Annotated in this window: 20 protein-coding genes, 1 tRNA gene and 2 pseudogenes; 10 read left to right on the forward strand and 13 right to left on the reverse strand. The window is 56.1% G+C overall.

Features of this window, described 5'->3' with window-relative positions; translation table 11 throughout:
- The first annotated feature begins 146 nt into the window (after positions 1-146).
- From AACY31_RS22400 to AACY31_RS22410, 3 genes and pseudogenes are all read left to right on the forward strand, one after another.
- Positions 147-476 carry a hypothetical protein gene (locus tag AACY31_RS22400; RefSeq protein WP_339505094.1) on the forward strand — a complete coding sequence of 110 codons (330 nt, stop codon included), beginning with the start codon at positions 147-149 and terminating at the stop codon, positions 474-476.
- 139 nt (positions 477-615) lie between these two features.
- The gene (locus AACY31_RS22405; protein ID WP_339505095.1) at positions 616-1095 is read left to right on the forward strand and encodes a GNAT family N-acetyltransferase; all 480 of its coding nucleotides are present in this window, start codon (positions 616-618) and stop codon (positions 1093-1095) included.
- Between the two features lie 116 nt (positions 1096-1211).
- Positions 1212-1466 (forward strand): annotated as a pseudogene (locus AACY31_RS22410) (transposase); the annotation flags it as partial.
- A gap of 349 nt (positions 1467-1815) precedes the next feature.
- Here the strand turns inward: AACY31_RS22410 and AACY31_RS22415 are convergent.
- On the reverse strand, positions 1816-2397 hold the full coding sequence (locus tag AACY31_RS22415) for a TetR/AcrR family transcriptional regulator (RefSeq protein WP_339482285.1): 582 nt from the start codon (positions 2395-2397) through the stop codon (positions 1816-1818).
- Positions 2398-2529: 132 nt separating this feature from the next.
- On the opposite strand from AACY31_RS22415, the gene AACY31_RS22420 reads away from it, so the two are divergent.
- Together AACY31_RS22420 and AACY31_RS22425 are read left to right on the forward strand one after the other, a co-directional pair.
- Positions 2530-3738 (forward strand): MFS transporter, encoded by a 1209-nt coding sequence (locus tag AACY31_RS22420; protein WP_339482284.1) that lies wholly within the window; start codon positions 2530-2532, stop codon positions 3736-3738.
- Between the two features lie 286 nt (positions 3739-4024).
- Positions 4025-4303 carry a short-chain dehydrogenase gene (locus AACY31_RS22425; RefSeq protein WP_339482283.1) on the forward strand — a complete coding sequence of 93 codons (279 nt, stop codon included), beginning with the start codon at positions 4025-4027 and terminating at the stop codon, positions 4301-4303.
- Between the two features lie 379 nt (positions 4304-4682).
- On the opposite strand, the gene AACY31_RS22430 is transcribed toward AACY31_RS22425, so the two are convergent.
- The 6 genes from AACY31_RS22430 to AACY31_RS22455 all read right to left on the reverse strand — a co-directional run bounded on the left by AACY31_RS22430 (position 4683) and on the right by AACY31_RS22455 (position 9610).
- A complete protein-coding gene (locus tag AACY31_RS22430) occupies positions 4683-5498 on the reverse strand; it encodes a suppressor of fused domain protein (protein ID WP_339482282.1) in 816 nt (271 codons plus the stop codon).
- A complete protein-coding gene (locus tag AACY31_RS22435) occupies positions 5495-6592 on the reverse strand; it encodes a sterol desaturase family protein (protein ID WP_339482281.1) in 1098 nt (365 codons plus the stop codon). The genes AACY31_RS22430 and AACY31_RS22435 overlap by 4 nt, the downstream gene beginning before the upstream one ends.
- A 99-nt stretch (positions 6593-6691) precedes the next feature.
- Complete coding sequence (locus AACY31_RS22440; RefSeq protein ID WP_339482279.1) at positions 6692-7180, reverse strand: GNAT family N-acetyltransferase; 489 nt, start codon at positions 7178-7180, stop codon at positions 6692-6694.
- Positions 7181-7623: 443 nt separating this feature from the next.
- Positions 7624-8427, reverse strand: a complete 804-nt coding sequence (gene dapF / locus AACY31_RS22445) for a diaminopimelate epimerase (RefSeq protein WP_339482277.1) — start codon at positions 8425-8427, stop codon at positions 7624-7626.
- Positions 8418-8783 carry a VOC family protein gene (locus AACY31_RS22450; RefSeq protein ID WP_339482275.1) on the reverse strand — a complete coding sequence of 122 codons (366 nt, stop codon included), beginning with the start codon at positions 8781-8783 and terminating at the stop codon, positions 8418-8420. Before AACY31_RS22450 ends, dapF begins: the two co-directional genes overlap by 10 nt.
- A 20-nt stretch (positions 8784-8803) precedes the next feature.
- Positions 8804-9610, reverse strand: coding sequence for a helix-turn-helix domain-containing protein (locus AACY31_RS22455; protein WP_339482273.1), 807 nt, complete (start codon positions 9608-9610; stop codon positions 8804-8806).
- 116 nt (positions 9611-9726) lie between these two features.
- On the opposite strand from AACY31_RS22455, the gene AACY31_RS22460 reads away from it, so the two are divergent.
- On the forward strand, positions 9727-10071 hold the full coding sequence (locus AACY31_RS22460; RefSeq protein WP_339482272.1) for a DUF2834 domain-containing protein: 345 nt from the start codon (positions 9727-9729) through the stop codon (positions 10069-10071).
- Here the strand turns inward: AACY31_RS22460 and AACY31_RS22465 are convergent.
- Genes AACY31_RS22465 through AACY31_RS22475 form a run of 3 tightly spaced genes read right to left on the reverse strand, consistent with a single transcriptional unit; the run spans position 10043 to position 11219 of the window.
- On the reverse strand, positions 10043-10603 hold the full coding sequence (locus AACY31_RS22465) for a GNAT family N-acetyltransferase (RefSeq protein WP_339482271.1): 561 nt from the start codon (positions 10601-10603) through the stop codon (positions 10043-10045). The two genes, AACY31_RS22460 and AACY31_RS22465, sit on opposite strands and share 29 nt — an antisense overlap.
- A 48-nt stretch (positions 10604-10651) precedes the next feature.
- Positions 10652-11092 (reverse strand): hypothetical protein, encoded by a 441-nt coding sequence (locus AACY31_RS22470; RefSeq protein ID WP_339482270.1) that lies wholly within the window; start codon positions 11090-11092, stop codon positions 10652-10654.
- Positions 11070-11219, reverse strand: a complete 150-nt coding sequence (locus AACY31_RS22475) for a hypothetical protein (RefSeq protein ID WP_339482268.1) — start codon at positions 11217-11219, stop codon at positions 11070-11072. Before AACY31_RS22475 ends, AACY31_RS22470 begins: the two co-directional genes overlap by 23 nt.
- A 127-nt stretch (positions 11220-11346) precedes the next feature.
- On the opposite strand from AACY31_RS22475, the gene AACY31_RS22480 reads away from it, so the two are divergent.
- Positions 11347-12312 (forward strand): DMT family transporter, encoded by a 966-nt coding sequence (locus AACY31_RS22480; protein WP_339482267.1) that lies wholly within the window; start codon positions 11347-11349, stop codon positions 12310-12312.
- Positions 12313-12461: 149 nt separating this feature from the next.
- Here AACY31_RS22480 and AACY31_RS22485 read toward each other — a convergent pair whose 3' ends face one another.
- The gene (locus AACY31_RS22485; RefSeq protein ID WP_339482266.1) at positions 12462-12797 is read right to left on the reverse strand and encodes a hypothetical protein; all 336 of its coding nucleotides are present in this window, start codon (positions 12795-12797) and stop codon (positions 12462-12464) included.
- 150 nt (positions 12798-12947) lie between these two features.
- Positions 12948-13124: a hypothetical protein gene (locus AACY31_RS22490; RefSeq protein ID WP_339482265.1), complete on the reverse strand. Its 177-nt coding sequence runs from the start codon at positions 13122-13124 to the stop codon at positions 12948-12950.
- A gap of 155 nt (positions 13125-13279) precedes the next feature.
- On the opposite strand from AACY31_RS22490, the gene AACY31_RS22495 reads away from it, so the two are divergent.
- The 3 genes and pseudogenes from AACY31_RS22495 to AACY31_RS22505 all read left to right on the forward strand — a co-directional run bounded on the left by AACY31_RS22495 (position 13280) and on the right by AACY31_RS22505 (position 14347).
- A complete protein-coding gene (locus AACY31_RS22495) occupies positions 13280-13630 on the forward strand; it encodes a DUF7079 family protein (RefSeq protein ID WP_339482264.1) in 351 nt (116 codons plus the stop codon).
- 72 nt (positions 13631-13702) lie between these two features.
- Positions 13703-13975: pseudogene (locus tag AACY31_RS22500) on the forward strand (GNAT family N-acetyltransferase); the annotation flags it as partial.
- A 180-nt stretch (positions 13976-14155) separates the two neighbouring features.
- Positions 14156-14347: a hypothetical protein gene (locus tag AACY31_RS22505; protein ID WP_339505098.1), complete on the forward strand. Its 192-nt coding sequence runs from the start codon at positions 14156-14158 to the stop codon at positions 14345-14347.
- Between the two features lie 140 nt (positions 14348-14487).
- Here the strand turns inward: AACY31_RS22505 and AACY31_RS22510 are convergent.
- Positions 14488-14577: transfer RNA gene (locus AACY31_RS22510), tRNA-Ser, on the reverse strand.
- Positions 14578-14734 lie beyond the last annotated feature (157 nt).

The raw sequence follows: 14734 nt of genomic DNA on the forward strand, positions 1-14734 counted from the left end.
GAAGCGCCTTGCTGCGCCCGGAAGGGCTGAAAAATGAAGAAAATGGATCAAATTTCGACGCGGGTCGTTTTTTGAAAAGTACTGACGGCTCGATAGCCGGAAAACATCCGGCTATTTCAGACCATCCTTAGCAATCGGGGAGAAAGATGAACGAAGAATTCAGCTATGTCTGGTTGTTGCCGTTGCTTGAGAAACCTGTCGAAACAGCTGCACTCGATTTGCCAGATGCGATAAGAGCCCTTAGGGAAAAATACACGCTGCCTGCCGACATAGCGTTGCAGCCGCTGGTGGTCACTGCCTTGAGGTCGCACTCCGAATATTGGTCGGGGCTGGCGCTTAAATGGCTGGAGGATGGCTTTCCGCTAGACGTTGAGCTAACCGCGCTCTTGGCTCATTGCACCGAGGACAAGACGTTATCTCAGTCTCGCCGCCATAGGGTACGTAGGCTCGTTGGCCGGGAAAAATCAGAAAGCTGAATCCTATGTCTGGTTGTTATCGGCTAGAAGCAGACATTTTGCACCACATCCATTCCCGGCCAAATTCGATCTCATGCACACCAGCCAGGTTGTTACACTCTTGTAATACGTTTAGACGCTGCTGGTTTTCAGGAAAATTATGGAAATTCGACTGACGGAAACAAAAGACTGGATGCTTTTGAAACAAGTCCGACTCGCCGCGCTTTTGGACACGCCAACGGCGTTTGGTGTGAATTACCAAACCGCCGCCAAATACACTGACGAACAGTGGAAAGACCGAGCGTCATCAGCCGGAACGGCGTTCTGGCTGGCCTTCGACGGCGACAGACCTATCGGAATGATCGGTGCCGGAGTGAGTAGTGCAAATCGCTATAACTTGATCGGAATGTGGATTGAGGCCCCTGCACGAGGCTCCGGCGTAGCAGCACAGCTGGCTGAGGCAGTGAAAGCTCGTGCGATTGCCCAGGGCTTCGAAGGAGTTTTTCTCGACGTCTCTCCAGACAATGCGAGAGCCTCAAACTTCTATCTGAAACAGGGTTTTGCTTTCTTGGATGAATGGGAACCGTTAGAAAGTCATCCGCATATTACAGTTCAGACAATGCACTGGCCTGGAAATTGACGCACCAGCATCCCTAATCGCAGGATGTCCGCAATGGGTTGATTCTGTTGAAAAAGTAGCTCCCCTGGCTGGCCTCCGGCAAAATCTGCGCATTGGCCAGCAGGGAAGCACGCAGCATGATGGGACAGTTATCGAGTGGGCAGGAGCGGCTGTTTTACTCGTTCAACCTTGAAGATCACATTCCAGCCAATCATCTTCTGCGCAGCATTGATCGGTGTCTTGATCTGAGCGACCTGCTCCATTACCTCGCCGATTTCTATAGCCCGATTGGGCGTCCGTCGATTGATCCAGAACTGATGATTCGTATGCTGATCGTGGGCTATTGCTACGGCATTCGCTCAGAGCGCCGGCTGTGCGAAGAGGCCCATCTGATGGAAAGGATTCAATCGATCGCCATAAACGCAGGTCTGAACCTGCTACGGGTTCCCTCTTCAATCACCGCAGAAGGCTTTTATGCTTCGCTTGGCTTTATAAAAGTCAGGGATGAGTTTCACAAATCTGAGCGCACGATCATCATGACGAAAATCTTGGACCTGTAGCACTGCAGCGGCCTAGATATCGGTGTTAGGCCACTTCGGTGTGATGCTGATGCAATGATTACGCCCTTCTTTTTTGCACCACCACGAAAACTCCATGAAGAATTCGTCATCTGGGAAGAGCACCCCATTATCAACCGCACCGTATTACCCACACTGGGATCCACCCCCTATGCCCCTGATTTCAGCTACGGACGCCCTTAAGCAGAAGCTCAAGTGCCCCCAGGGCCTGCAACAGCCTGTCTGAACCTGGTTCAGCTTCTGCGATCCAGAATGCTGCTTCGCACAAGGCACCATGGATTAGCATCGCCAATGCTTCGGGATCGGTTTGTACAACCGTCTCTTGCAGCATCAGTTGCTCAAGCATCTTTTGTAGGGAGGCTGCACAGTGCCGATGCGCTTCTGGTGGGGAGCTACCCAGAACAGCGCGCGCATCCCGCAATACGATGCGCTGTATTTCAGGCTCCTGTGCCATTTCCAGGTACATGCGACAGCGATCCCGGAAAGCCTCCCATGCGTTGTCTGTACTGTCCGAAATCACTTGTAGCCGCGTGTCCATCTCCGCATCAATTTGAGCGACCACAGCCGTGAGTAAACCTTTCTTGTCGCCGAAATGATGGTAAAGCGCGCCCCGCGTCAGGCCAGCCATCGCTGTCAAATCATCCATGGACGTTTCGGCATAGCCATGTTCGCTGAAAACCTGGCGTGCGGTCTTCAGCAACGTGGTACGTGTTTCTTCCATATCAGCGCGTGTACGTCGAACCATGATAACTCCAGACCAATAAGCCATTTACATTCACTGCGTATGATTATAGGATTTTAATCATACGCATTGAATGTATATTTACAGTTCAGCGACGCCCCGACAAGCTGAACTCTTCGATAAGGAGTATCGAGCATGGCCAATCCGTACCGAATACTGTTCCAAGACCCTGGCACCAAGGGATTCTCCCTTGCAGGCCTCCTCGCCCGTCTACCACTCCCCATGACAGGTATCGGCATCATCACCATGCTTTCGCAGTTACGGGGCAGCTACGCACTGGCAGGCGCGATTTCTGCCACCTTCGTCCTGACGTATGCATTAATGTCACCGCAGGTTTCACGCATGGTGGATCGATACGGTCAGCGCAGGGTACTGCCCTTGTCTGCTGGCATCAGTGTTTTGGGTACTCTTCTACTGCTTGCCTGTACCTACTGGCATACACCCGATTGGACATTGTTCGTAGCCGCTGTGTTAGCGGGTTTCATGCCGAGCATGTCGGCCATGGTCCGCGCTCGCTGGACTGCGATCTATAGGGGCAAGCCGCACCTGCAAACAGCTTACTCACTCGAAACCGTGCTGGACGAAGTGACGTTTATCGCAGGCCCTCCGATTTCCGTTGGTTTGAGCGTGGCCGTCTTCCCCCAGGCAGGACCGTTAGCGGCAGTTGTACTGCTGGCGATTGGCGCACTTGCTTTGGCAGCGCAAGTATCCACCGAACCGCCTGTAGAATCGGCTGAAGAAATGAGCACGCGAACAGCCTCAATCTTTCGCTTGGCAGACGTCCGGCTATTAACATTGCTGATGGTCGCGATGGGCGTCATCGTCGGAACGGTCGATATCGTGAGTGTCGCGTTCGCGGAACAAATGGGCAGTCCGGCGGCGGCCAGTATCGTGTTGTCCTGTTACGCCATCGGCTCGTGCGCCACGGGCTTGTTGTTCGGTGCGCTAAAACTGAAAACGCCGCTGCACAAACTCTTGCTGGTGGGTGGCCTTGCAACTGCCGCAACGACACTGCCCTTGTTGATGGCTAGTAACATTACCAGCCTCTCAGGAGCAGTGTTGGTGGCAGGGTTATTCTTTGCGCCCACCATGATTGTGGCGATGTCCTTGGTGGAGCGAATTGTGCCGGAGCGACAATTGACCGAAGGCATGACCTGGTTACTGGCGGGCTTGAATGTGGGGGTGGCGATGGGGGCTGCAGCGTCGGGCCAACTGGTGGATATGGAAGGGGCTCGCTATGGGTTTAACGTTGCTCTGGCAGCCGGAGCAGCTGTATTACTGGTAACTATTTGGGGGTATCGACGGATGCGAGAGCACTCGCTTGCGACATCGTACTCGGTATGAAGGCCCTCTGTGACGCGCCCTGTTCAGAGTAATCTGCAAATAGAAAAAGCCGCTCCGGGATGATGTTCTTGCCCGCGGAAGATGTAGGTGGTGGCCCTGCTGATTTGTAAGACGTACAGCTCGGATGCTTACGATTATGGCAACGTCCTACATATGATTGGGAATCCCCTTCCCTATCAATCCCTTGCGTATTTTTTACGGTGGCGACTATAGTCTTGGCGTCGCCCAAATGGCGGCCGGGTTTGGCGACCCGATTGACACAATTCCAACAACACAGGCAATTGTCATGAACCAACACATGGGCCTGACCAGCAACGCCGACGACCAACCCCTCTACGTCGATACCACCGCCCCGCTACACATCCTGCTCGACTCAGCAGCCTACCGAATCCGTGCCGCTACCCAGTTCCTGGAAAATTTGGCGATGCGCGATGAACAGACGATCGACCCCGCGACCCTTCAGGATCTGGCACAACTTTGCTGCATCCCCCTGCGTGATGGGTGCGACGTGATGGATGTGATTGCACGACGATTGGATGCGGCCCCGGCAGGTTCCACTCTATAAGCCAGCCAGCCGACAACCTGTGGCGAGGGAGCTTGCTCCCGCTGGGCTGCGTAGCGGCCCTTTTTGTGAGCGCTTCGCACTCAAGCGGGAGCAAGCTCCTTCGCCACCCATTCATCGTTTCTTAAGTACGCGTTACAGAGCTGTAGGTAGAGAGCTTTCCAATGACCCAAACAGCTACTGATGGCGGCGCGACTCAAGTCCGAAAGCTTGCTAAAGCACGATGAAAGCTTCGTATCGGGGCGCTTTTGACAGCTCTTTCAATTTCTTTAATCGATTCCATGGGTGCTTCAACTCTCCTTGAATGCCCAATGCGACGATTACCACTAGAGCGAACAATGACACGCTTGAGCATCCGTTTCTAATCAATTACCGCGAAGCATCACACCACACTCGCCCGATGCAGACTGCTCATATGCCCAACGCCCGCCGCCTGCAAACGGCTCACCAGATCCTCCCGCGCCGCTCGCCCGCCCGAACGCACGTACTCCAGCTCCGGCGCGGTGATCAATACCACCGGCACCAATCTGACCGGGGACAAAGGCATGTCATCCAGTTGGGTAGGGAAATCCGGCTCCGGGGCGCCGAGCAGAACGCCGGTGGAGTCGTCATCGGTCACGAAGAGCTTGGGCAGTTGATCGCTCATGTGGTGCGATTGGCTGAGCCCGGGCAGTTCAAGGGATAGCGTCCCGTATTGGTCAAGTTGGTGGGTGATGCCGCCAGCGTCGGCCACCGTTTTGGCGACGTGCTCCAGCAGCTCGAAGGCCCAGCTGCCTTTGAAAGGATCGACCTCCCCCACTGGACCATAGGCGTGCTCGGGGATATCCGCGGTTTCGACGAACAATTCCATCTCGAAGCCGTTGCCCATTCCTTCCGTATCATCGAATGGATCGGACAGGCCTTCAGTGGCGAGGATGATCGTGTCGCCACGGCGAACCACGCGGTAGGCCTGGCGGGTCGAAGGCCAGTACGGGCCGCCGGAAAAGGTTGGGCTGATCAGGTAGGCCAGGACATCCCGCTCGACCGTGCCGACAGCGCTCCAATGACGATCCAGGCACGCTGCGCCGGCTTCCCGGACGGCCAGATTGGCGGCTTCAGCCTCGGTCAGGTCGCCAAGCTCGTGGGATTGCGGCGCAGGCTGGTCGTCTTGGGGTTCAGGGGCTTTCGATGAACCGAAGAGCTTCTTGAAGAAATTCATGGGCGTTCCTTGCTGGTTTTTCGCTCAACCTCGCCCGTGTCAGCACTCGCTGATCCGATGGCAGGCGTTGGGCGCATTGTGGCGTCTTGGCGTTGATATGAAAACGCGGGCAGGCACTTGCGGGCAGTTTCGACGAAAGGCGTGACAATCAGGCTATACACCGTCAGGTAACGTTGGTGGTCCTGTTCTCCGGTGCCGAAACGCAAGTGCTCAGGCTGCGTGCGGGTGACATAGAGCGTGCCGAACAGCCAGTCCCACAGCGACAGGTTGACGCCGAAATTGCGGTTGAAATGGCGCGGAGCATCGCTGTGGTGGATCTGGTGCTGAGCCGGACTGTTCAGCACATGTTCCAGCACCGGGCCAAAGGACAGCCAGACATGGGTGTGACGCAAGTTGGCCGCCAGGCTATTGAAAATGAACACCAGGTACGTCACGCCGAACAATGTGTAGCGGCTGATCTCACCACCACAGACATACCAGAAGCAGCCCGTGAAAAGGCCCAGGCAGGCGGTAATGCAGAGCTTCTCGACGATCTTCTCCACAAAATGCACCCGACTCGCGGTGGCCGGCACCAGCACGGGCGCCGAATGATGCACCTTGTGAAAAGCCCAGAGCCAGCGCGAATGAAACGCCCGGTGCGCCCAGTAGTGGACGAAATCCTTCACCAGAAACACCCCCAACCCATAGAGCAAGGCGAGCGAAAGGTTCTCCCCCAGACGCGGACGCGCGCCCCAGAGGTTGCTGAAAAAAGCCAGGTAATCCCCGGAGCGCAGGATGTACGGATCGACCAGATGAACAATGGGCAACACCAAGGCAATCTTGAGAATGGCCCGGACGAAGTAGTAGCGATAGTCCAGCAACGCCGAACGATGCAGGTACACCCCACGACCACCGATGAATTGCCAGAACGAACGAGCGTCAGTCAGGCCATGGTGCTTTCTGAAACGGAACAGGCCATAGGCGACACCGTAGGAGGCGCAGAGAAACAGGATGCCGAGGCGGCCGTTCAGGTTGAAAATGCCGAGGAACTGCTGGGTGACGGGTGCGATTACCCATGCGCTCAGGTGTTGATAGACAAGGGAAAACGCATCCACGAAAGGCCGGTCTCTGTCGAAGGAATGGCATTGTAAATCAGTCGCGTTGGGCTGGGCTTGGGTTTTCAGGCATTTTCTGGGGCGGTCGCTCAAAAGAATCTAGGGACGGCCCGATCTAACGCGACGCATATGGATAAGTGCGGTTCTACGCTTATCTGGAGAAACTCGCTCTTCGACAGCAAAGGGCAAAAAGCCCAGCTTTGGATAAAGCAGCAAGCCTGCCGTGTTTTCATTGAAACACGATACCTGCACCTCAGTGGCGTCATAGCGGTCGAACGCCAGGGCCGTCATCGTTTCCACGAGAAAACTGGCAACACCTTGACCTCGAGCCTCTCGGGCAACGATGACATTGCCGATACAGCAAACCCCACCGGTTTCAGCCCGATAGAAGTTAGCAAAACCAACGACACGGTTCCCAGCCTCGATGACCGTCGAATCGAATCGTTGAGCGATAGCGTCAGCCAACTGCGCCTCAGTTAGAGGGTATTGGGCTTTCGGGAACATATAGAACAGTTCCCGAGCGTCCTGCGCAAAGCTACAGAGAGTCTTGATGTCATCGGCCGTCACTGGCCTGCTTTGCAATTGCATTGGGCGTCCTTGAGATCTATGCACTTGGTGCGCGAAAAGTTATCAGGCTCGCTGGCCGTGGCTCAGGATCATCGAGAAATGATGCAAATCTCCATAGTCCTGTGGCGAGGGAGCTTGCTCCCGCTGGGTGGCGAAGCCGCCCCAAAACGTTCTTCCAGACAAACTGCATCAATCGGTCTACGACGGCTGCGCCGCCGAGCGGGAGCAAGCTCCCTCGCCACGGAGTGTGTATCTATTCAAACCATGTTGTAACTTGTTGCCGCCTTCGCGAGCAAGCTCGCTCCCACAGGAGATTGGCGGTGGGTACCCGTTCTGTGAAGCGCAGCCTGAACGCGTTAAGAGCTGCGAGCTAAGAGAAATCCGCAAACTGACTCAAATGAAGATTTTCTTGACGCACTGAATGTCCTGCAAATCCCTGCTCCAGGATTGAAACACCTACCGACTCAGCCTTGACTCATCGTCCCCGAAAAACTCGCCTCCACCGGCCCGATAAGAAAGACGGCCCCCACGCCATCCCATTGCACGGTCACACCCCCGCCATCACATTCAACCTCGACGGTGCTGTCCAACAAACCACGACGAATCCCATTAACAACCGCGCCACACGAGCAAGAACCTGAACCCAGTGCAATCCCTGCACCACGCTCCCAGATGCGCAGCCGAATATGCGTGCGATCAATGATCTGGACGAAATGAACGTTGGTCTTGAGCGGAAATAACGCGTTGGTTTCGATGGCCGGGGCAATCGTCGCGATATCAACGCTAGCCAGATCATCGACAAAATAGGTGCAGTGGGGATTTCCCATGCTGCACGCGGCAGGACTGTCGGTCAGTGGCAAGACAGCGGAGTCCAGCTCTTGCGCTAAAGGAATGTCCGACCAGCCGAAAAGCGGGACGCCCATGTCGACGGAAATGTCGCCGGTCGGAGTACGTTCGCAAGTCAGCAGACCACGGTGAGTGCGCAACGCAACCGAAGTCACATTTGCTTCGCGCATCAGCATATCCGCCGCCCCCCGCGTCGCACTGCCACAAACGTCCAGCGCGGAGCCATCCGCGTTCCAGAACATCACCCGCGCATCGGCATCGTCGCAATCGAGCAACACCGCGAGTTGGTTGAAGCCCACGCCCCGGTTCCGATCCCCCATTCGCTGGGCCATGGCACTCGTCACCGGGTTGGCCGAATTTCGCGAATCGACAATAACGAAGTCATCGCCATTGGCATGCATCTTTTGAAAGTTCAGCTGCATGCAAACGCCCTGCTGGAGATGGAAATGGAATGACCGTCGGGGTCTTTGGCGTTGGAAAAAGAATAACCATCCGCCCTGTGCGTAGCGCCAAACCTCAGGCCTTGGGCCAGGCACTTGGCCTTGAAACCCTCGACATCCTGGAGATCAAAGACAAGCTTTACAGTGCCCTGCCCGGTTTTAACGGCCTTCCCTGCCGGATGAAGCATCAGGATCGCACCACCGTTTGCAGGGCTCAATTCAGTGACGCGATCATCGACTGTTCTTTCGCTGGTAAAACCGAAATGACGCTCATAAAAGTCACAGGTCGCTTGAACGTCCCGGACATACAGCATGATTCGATTGAGTGACGGTTGCATGTGTTCTTCCTTGATCATTATTAGTGTTGCGTCTGCTCATACGCCTTAGTCATGACCTCCCAGGTCTTCGCGTCGGCAGGAATCAGATGCTCGATACGCAATGAGCTCATCGTGATGTCGAGCGGCATGCCGAAGGTGGTGAACGTTGACATGAACTTCAGCTCACCATGGGGAGACGTGACTCGCGTCAGCAACAACGGAGGCAGCTCGTTAACCCGCGCCGCAGAGCGGTGTGGGGCCGGCAGGCTCTTCAGAATCTCAGCCAACGCGGGATTACTCAAGGCTTCCCGAGAGGCCCGTTGCCAGGCCACTAATCTTATTTCCTCGGCGTTACTCAAATGATCGCCCAAGCCACCGGGTTGCAGCAGTGTCACCAAGAGGTTGAGCCCATCGGCTGCGTCTCTGGCAAGCCCCACCAGATCGAACAAAACTCCCGCGCTGGTGTTGGCTGCAAGGATGTCCCATTGAGCCCCCAGAACAATCGCCGGAGCGGGATTATTGGCGTGAAGGACATGATTAATGGCATCACGTACCACATCCATTGACGACGACGTGAGCGGTGTCGTTTCGTAGCGAGGGGCATAGCCACTGGCGAGGAAGATGTCGTTGCATCGTTCCAACGGTACATCCAAGGCCGTCAACAAGTTATGCAGAGTGCCCGGGCTTGGCTTGGCACGCCCTGTCTCGATGCAACTAAGGTGACGCTGAGATACCCCTGTTATCAATGCACAGTCCAGCTGACTCAGTCCGGCCTGTTGGCGCAAGTGACGCAGCTGCGCACCGGCTGAGGTTGGTGGCGTCGCTCGAGAAAAAGGTCGACTGGTCATCCGTTGACTCCGGCATTGCGGGCTCGTTCATCCATGACCTCAGAGGTCATTGAAACCATGACGGTCATATCACTAGCCTACCTCTACTGACCAATGAACGAGTCCAAGGAAGTAAAGTGAAAAGACCCTACGTTGCACTTGTCGTGCTGCTGCTTTTTTCAATGTACACGGCGAGTACTGTGTTTTTCGCCGAGCAATCACTCGTGGCGTTCGGCGTCAGGCTCATGTCTAGCCCAGACACCGCGCAGGTAGTCATCGATCTCTATCTGCTCGCTTGCATGGCGTGCGTTTGGATGTACAGGGACACTCGCTCGAAAGGCAGGTCGCTCATATCGTTGCTGCCCTACGTCCTGATCACGGTGATCTTTGTATCAATCGGTCCACTGTTGTACGTCGTCGTTAACGGATTTGGACGCCAATCGTCGGTGACGTCTACTCACCACCATTCACCTTTTTCTTAAGCCACGCCTCACGCGTCATCTCCCAGACCTCCTTGAGCAACGCCCCACAGACAAAATCCCCTTCCTGCGTCCCGATCAGGCGCATGCCTTCACGCTCCGATACCCTGCGCGAAGCCTGGTTGCCCACCGCTTTGGGTACTTGCATGACGGGGTGTTTCAGGGTTTCGAACCAGTAGGCATTGATCACTTCACAAGCCTCGCGCATGTAGCCCTGGCCCTGCCACTGCGGCGCCAGCCAGAACCCTCGGTTGTTGCCGGGCTGGTCGTACAGGCTGATGCTGCCGATGCTCTGTGCCGGCTCCTCGGCAAGGCGGATCATCCAGTGCCACTCGCGTCCGGCTGCAATAGCCGGGAGCGCATGGTCGCGCACGTATGTCAGCGCGCCGTCATCCGGGTAAGGCCAGGGCACGCGGCTGTCCAGGTAACGGACCACCTCCCAATGGGGAAATAGCTGTTGGATAGCCGGTGCATCCGTCAGTTCAAGGGGTGCGAGGATGAGACGGCGGGTTTGGAACGTGGGGCTGGGGCTCATGATGAAACGCCTTTTTCAACGTTATAGGGTCCTTGGAAAACCTCCACGCTAAAAGTTATCCGTCACCCTGCACAGTTTGCTGTCCTTCAAGAATGAACGGGGAAGCTGCGTCGTTGCCGCGGGCAGTTGCTTGAGCCTCACCTCACACTCAAAACGCCCCGCAGCGTCCAGTTGGTAATCCTCCCCTGCCTTAGGGACAAAGCTGAACATGTTGTAGCATCGATCACCGATGTAATGAAAAGAAATAGGCTCCCCGGCAGGCACCAGCAGCTCAGACATGACCGTGGAAGATGAGTATTTGTCGTCATCTGGCATGCCCAGGCTTTCGCCGTTGCGATTGGCGTAGCCATCGCGGAACGCCACCATGACGCCCGCGCCCGGCAGGCGGAAGTCCACACAATCGGACTGGGGTACGGCCCTGACCATGCCATCGCTGATCACTCGCAAGCGCGCGGTCTCACCACCGTCAGGCGTTGAATAGGGGTGCATCCGACAGCGCTCCGCAGCCGGTGAGCAGCGTCAGTAAGGTGAAGTTCCAGGCATGTCGCAGGACGCGGGACGTAGTACGCGGGTAAATGTCAGTCTGGGAGTTGAGAGGGCGAAGCGATTGGCTCACGATGACGCTCCATGCGGGTCAGATTTCCAGGGACAACGACGGTCGAGAGGAACGCGATGTCAGCGCGAGATTTTATAGAAGGTTCGGGGACTCGCTGCAATGGCCGGTGTGTCGGGGCGCACGCCTGATGATCCAGGCCCACTCAAACCTCATCGCCGGATTGGCCCTCGCAGTCGTCGCGACACTGAGCTGGGCGTTGAACTTCATAGCGCCCTACGTCACCGGCGCCTACACGATCTATGACTTGATGATCGTACGGTTCCTGATCGCCGGTGCCCTGGGCCTGGCTGTCGTGCTGCTCTATCGGGACCAACTGTGGCTCCTGCGTCGCGCTCAGGTGTTTCTGGCCGCAGGGCTGGGTGTGATCGGCTACCTCGGCTATAGCGCCTGCATCGCCGCCGGCATCATCTTCGGTGGGCCGGTGCTGACCCCGGCCTTTATTGGCATGGTGCCGGTCTTGCTGGCACTGCTGGGCAACGCCACGACCAAAACCCTCCAATGGCGCAAACTGGCAATCCCGCTGGGTTTTTTGACGGTTGGGCTTCTACTGTCGAACCTCGGCGCTGTCCATCAACCCGTTGCAAACGATGGCTCATGGCTGATGGGCTTGTTGTTTTCAATCGGTGCCGTGGTGTTATGGCTCACATTCAGCTGGTTGAACCAGCGTGCCTTGCTAACGCTGCCACCCCGCGCGTCAGGCGCGTGGACCGGCCTTATGATGGCTGGCGCCGGCATCGGCACCTTGTGCTTATTACCGGCGATACAAGCGCTCGACCTGCTCAAACTGCCGAGCCTGGGTTTTAGTGTTTCCGTTGCGGGGCCTTTGTATCTCTGGGGTTTCGTGATTGCGCTGATGTCATCCGTTGTCGGGGCCTGGGCCTGGAACGCCGCGTCCCGACGCCTGCCCATGGTGTTTTCCGGACAATTGATTGCCTTGGAGTCGCTGTTCGCGACGCTGCTTGGCTTGTGGTTTCATGGCCGGCTACCGACACTTTTGGAGACGTCAGGTCTTGCGGCTGTGCTTGTGGGGGTGATCATGGCGGTGCGTGTCATCCTGAACTCCCGTGGATCGACGACCGACCCTGCCCCCTGATCAGCAGACGACTGCCCTACCCCTTGTCCGACTCTTTGGCTGTCTTTCTGCGGCCCGTCGAAGTCACCACGTTGTATTCACCAGCACCAGTCTCCTCCACTGAATAGGCGGTCTGAGAGCCCTCTTGCAGAAGGTCATGAGCTGAAGTTTTACTGACGGGAAGAGGGACAGCTTCGACATGAGCCGTCACCTTTGATCAATTGCACAGGCGTGCAGGTCGCCTCAAAAGCGGCATTCGATTCGCGAAACTGGTCGCAGTTGCGCTGATAGGCCAGGATTTCGTCCTCGAGCTCAACGAGAATTTTCTCCTCCGTCTTGCTCAGTTCGCGCCCGTCGGTGAGCGCATCGAGCAGGTCGGTCGCACGTTCATAGTCGGCAGGGGTCTTGATGCCATGCACAAACTCACCGCGCAGGCGATCCAGTACCCCATGTAGCTCGCCAAGCGTTGCGATTACGGTTTGAAAGTCGTTGCGGGCTGCACTCATCGTCTTAACCCTTTGTTTCTTGCATACCAGACGTTGGCAACGTCGTAATCGGCATCCGTGTAGATGTGTTTGACGTAGAACGTCTGCCGATGTAGTTGACGCCACCGATCACCCTGAGATCATTGCCGCCTACGTCGATCACCACCCAATTCATTGCGGCTCTGGGTTTGAACAAGTCGCACCGTGCGTACCGAAAAGCTTTTGCAGGTCCGCGAACGCTTTCGGGCGCGCCATCCTCAAAATGCGCTGGCATCGATCAAGCCCGGCCTTGTCGTTCGGGTACAAAATCGCAGCGTCGTCAAAACGTGATGGCGTGAGTATATCCATGGGCGTCCTTGTCTTTGAGCCGATGGCACTCTGGTTGCGTTTTTTCACAACTACGGTTTTTTGGCAGCCGCGGGACTCATACGGTGGCAAGCAGGCGATTTGGCCGGCAGCATTGGGCCAAATGGGTTATCACCTACACATCCCGAGACAAAAACATGAACCCTGTCGACTCGAACCGCCTGAAAACCTGGCAAGCCCTTTCCTCGCTCTTCCTGGATACCGAGATCGACGACCTGACCTACAACTACATCGCTCGCGTCGTCCTTGAAACCCATTATTCGCCAAAGGAAATCCACAACATCCTGTGGAATGAAGTGTTCCCGGTGCTCGAAGCGAACCTCAGATCCGTTGCGGGTGAATGGGCGGGGTGGACGGATGAGTGGCTGCTGGAGCACCTCAGTGCAAGCGCTGAGCTGGAGCCCAGGAATGGCCGCGGCAGCATTGCCAAGGAGATTGCCAGGTGTTGGAGCCAGGTCGCGACGCGGCTTCCACCCGGATACGCTTGATACAACGGCATTGCCTCGTGACGAAGTAATGGCGGTAGATTCCAACGGCATACGCTGAGGATCAAATGTTTACGCCACATCGAGGTGTCGGGAATGAGGGTCGGGTTCGTTGTGGTCAAGCCTTTCAGCCATGAACTCTTGCTTGACCATTTGTATATAAGGCCCGGCGCGCAAGGATCAGGAATAGGCGCCGCTGTTCTCGATCATATTTTCAAGGAGGCGGATGCGGCCGCGCTCCCGCTCAGGGTGGGCGCCCTTAAGGAAGGCGCCTCGAATCGCTTTTACATCCGCCATGGCTTCCAATTCGTCGAAAGCAGCGGCGGGGGTTATGGTGTATCTGTGTAGGGGGTTCCGGTCACCGTGGGCCTAAAAAAGGCCCCCACACCTGGGCCGGGTGTGGGGGCCTGTTGAACATAAACGGCGTTATTGGTAACGCGGCGGGCCGCGCCTTAGTTGAGAATCTGCCGAATTTATAGCTGCGTTAGACTATTGCTTCAAAAGACAACCCGTGATAAGCGAGAGAACATGAAAAAAGCTCAAATGACCCATCAATTGACCTTCGACTTCGACATAGCTCCCTTCGAACACTCCGACCAACCCACCCGCCTCCTGGCTACCCTGCCGTTTCCACCAGCCACCACGCCCGAACCTGCGCCGTTCTACGGGAGCTTTTTGCCGCGTCGGATGCTCGACAAAAACGGTCATTACCGCCGGTGAGGGGTCCCTTAATCGTTGCTTTTTTGCACCACGATAGTGCAGCAGTCCCATGGTGGTCCCATGGGGCTGTTTTTTGGACGCCAAAAACCACAAACCCCCGACTTTCTCTAGGAAAATCAGGGGTTTGCGTTTTAGGAATGTGGCGGTGAAGGAGAGATTCGAACTCTCGATACAGTTTCCTGTATACACACTTTCCAGGCGTGCTCCTTAAGCCACTCGGACACTTCACCGTATCTCGACAAACTGTTCAGTCTGTCGAGGCGCGCTAATGTAGTCGAAAGCTTTTCCGATGGCAAAGGTTTTTTTCAGAATTTTCATGCGCTTAAGCATCGCCGAGCATTTCAAACGCGCCAGGGCATGGCAAACCGGCCAATCTTCGGCGCTATG

The sequence above is a fragment of the Pseudomonas sp. RL_105y_Pfl2_101 genome (assembly GCF_963970585.1).
Lineage (GTDB): Bacteria > Pseudomonadota > Gammaproteobacteria > Pseudomonadales > Pseudomonadaceae > Aquipseudomonas.

What these genes read in the sequence shown, in the direction of transcription:
- AACY31_RS22400 (WP_339505094.1), top strand. Translation starts at nt 147, where the DNA reads ATGAACGAAGAATTCAGCTATGTCTGGTTGTTGCCGTTGCTTGAGAAA.
- AACY31_RS22405 (WP_339505095.1), top strand. Translation starts at nt 616, where the DNA reads ATGGAAATTCGACTGACGGAAACAAAAGACTGGATGCTTTTGAAACAA.
- AACY31_RS22415 (WP_339482285.1), bottom strand. Translation starts at nt 2,397, where the DNA reads ATGGTTCGACGTACACGCGCTGATATGGAAGAAACACGTACCACGTTG.
- AACY31_RS22420 (WP_339482284.1), top strand. Translation starts at nt 2,530, where the DNA reads ATGGCCAATCCGTACCGAATACTGTTCCAAGACCCTGGCACCAAGGGA.
- AACY31_RS22425 (WP_339482283.1), top strand. Translation starts at nt 4,025, where the DNA reads ATGAACCAACACATGGGCCTGACCAGCAACGCCGACGACCAACCCCTC.
- AACY31_RS22430 (WP_339482282.1), bottom strand. Translation starts at nt 5,498, where the DNA reads ATGAATTTCTTCAAGAAGCTCTTCGGTTCATCGAAAGCCCCTGAACCC.
- AACY31_RS22440 (WP_339482279.1), bottom strand. Translation starts at nt 7,180, where the DNA reads ATGCAATTGCAAAGCAGGCCAGTGACGGCCGATGACATCAAGACTCTC.
- dapF (WP_339482277.1), bottom strand. Translation starts at nt 8,427, where the DNA reads ATGCAGCTGAACTTTCAAAAGATGCATGCCAATGGCGATGACTTCGTT.
- AACY31_RS22450 (WP_339482275.1), bottom strand. Translation starts at nt 8,783, where the DNA reads ATGCAACCGTCACTCAATCGAATCATGCTGTATGTCCGGGACGTTCAA.
- AACY31_RS22455 (WP_339482273.1), bottom strand. Translation starts at nt 9,610, where the DNA reads ATGACCAGTCGACCTTTTTCTCGAGCGACGCCACCAACCTCAGCCGGT.
- AACY31_RS22465 (WP_339482271.1), bottom strand. Translation starts at nt 10,603, where the DNA reads ATGAGCCCCAGCCCCACGTTCCAAACCCGCCGTCTCATCCTCGCACCC.
- AACY31_RS22470 (WP_339482270.1), bottom strand. Translation starts at nt 11,092, where the DNA reads ATGCACCCCTATTCAACGCCTGACGGTGGTGAGACCGCGCGCTTGCGA.
- AACY31_RS22480 (WP_339482267.1), top strand. Translation starts at nt 11,347, where the DNA reads ATGATCCAGGCCCACTCAAACCTCATCGCCGGATTGGCCCTCGCAGTC.
- AACY31_RS22485 (WP_339482266.1), bottom strand. Translation starts at nt 12,797, where the DNA reads ATGAGTGCAGCCCGCAACGACTTTCAAACCGTAATCGCAACGCTTGGC.
- AACY31_RS22490 (WP_339482265.1), bottom strand. Translation starts at nt 13,124, where the DNA reads ATGGATATACTCACGCCATCACGTTTTGACGACGCTGCGATTTTGTAC.
- AACY31_RS22495 (WP_339482264.1), top strand. Translation starts at nt 13,280, where the DNA reads ATGAACCCTGTCGACTCGAACCGCCTGAAAACCTGGCAAGCCCTTTCC.
- AACY31_RS22505 (WP_339505098.1), top strand. Translation starts at nt 14,156, where the DNA reads ATGAAAAAAGCTCAAATGACCCATCAATTGACCTTCGACTTCGACATA.